This window comes from Geomonas silvestris, from assembly GCF_014193515.1.
Taxonomy (GTDB): domain Bacteria; phylum Desulfobacterota; class Desulfuromonadia; order Geobacterales; family Geobacteraceae; genus Geomonas; species Geomonas silvestris.
Genome location: NZ_BLXX01000035.1, coordinates 1 through 1,202, shown reverse-complemented (window position 1 = coordinate 1,202; position 1,202 = coordinate 1). Strand labels below are relative to the sequence as shown.

General features: G+C 52.8%; 1 protein-coding gene. It reads left to right on the top strand.

Translation table 11 applies throughout. The annotated features are described in order from the left end of the window. Positions 1-73: 73 nt before the first annotated feature. Positions 74-1,188, top strand: a protein-coding gene (locus GMST_RS22035; protein ID WP_183356857.1) for an IS3 family transposase whose coding sequence is annotated in 2 segments (ribosomal slippage) — positions 74-335 and positions 335-1,188 — 1,116 coding nt in all. Because the reading frame shifts where the segments join, the coding sequence is not laid out codon by codon here. Positions 1,189-1,202 lie beyond the last annotated feature (14 nt).

Sequence of the window (1,202 nt, the reverse complement as noted above, 5' to 3'; positions counted from 1 at the left end):
CGTAAGCTCCCCCAGAAGATAGACACTTGAAAAGTAGAGCTTTCTGGCATTATTTAACGCCAGGAGGTTTTACATGAAGAAGTCACGCTTCACTGAGACGCAGATCGTCTCGATTCTCAAGGAGGCCGACGCCGGAGTTCTTGTGAAGGACATCTGCCGAAAGCACGGCATCTCCGAGCCAACCTACTACAACTGGAAGTCCAAGTACGGCGGCATGGAAGCTTCCGACCTCAAGCGCATGAAAGAGATGGAAGCGGAACTGTCCCGGCTCAAACGAATGTACGCTGACCTCGCGCTGGAGAACCATGCGCTCAAGGACCTGATCGAAAAAAAGCTCTAGGGCCGCAGGCGAAACGCGAAGCAGTCGTTCACCTGGTTGAAGAGCACAAGCTGACCGTGCAGCAAAGTTGTTCCTGTGTCGGCATTTCTCGTGCGGCCTTCTACAGAGTTCCCAAGCCGGTATCTGAGCGCGATGGACACGTCATCGACGCTTTGAATAAGCTGATGGAACGTCATCCTCGATGGGGTTTCTGGAAGTCTTTCAAAGCCCTTCGCCGTACGGGCCACAGATGGAACCACAAGCGCGTCTATCGGGTCTACTGTGATCTAAAGCTCAACCTGAAGCGCCGAGCGAAGAAGCGGTTGCCAAAGCGGATCAAGCAGCCTCTTTGGGTACCTCAGCAACCAAACCAGGTGTGGTCGGCAGATTTTATGAGCGACACGCTCTACTGTGGAAAGACATTTCGTACGTTCAATGTCATCGACGATTTCAACCGTGAGTGTCTCAGTGTGGAAATCGACACTTCGATTACCGGCAGGCGTCTAATTCGCGTATTCGAGCGGTTGAAGCAGGAGCGTGGCCTTCCGCACGTGCTGAGAACTGATAACGGCCCCGAGTTCCTAAGTGGTGACTTCGTAGCCTGGGCTGAGGCTGCTGGAATGATGATCCACTACATCCAACCTGGAGAACCGAACCAGAACGCTTACATCGAAAGGTTCAATCGAACCTACCGGGAAGAGATCCTGAGCTTGTATGTTTTCCACAGCCTGAGCCAGGTCCGGGAGATCACTTACTGGTGGATGAACGACTACAACGAGCTACGCCCGCACGATGCCCTTGGGGATCTAACGCCCTCTGATTACATGAATCGCTACACCAGAAACTCTACTTATGAAATGTCTACTTGACGGGGGAGCTTACG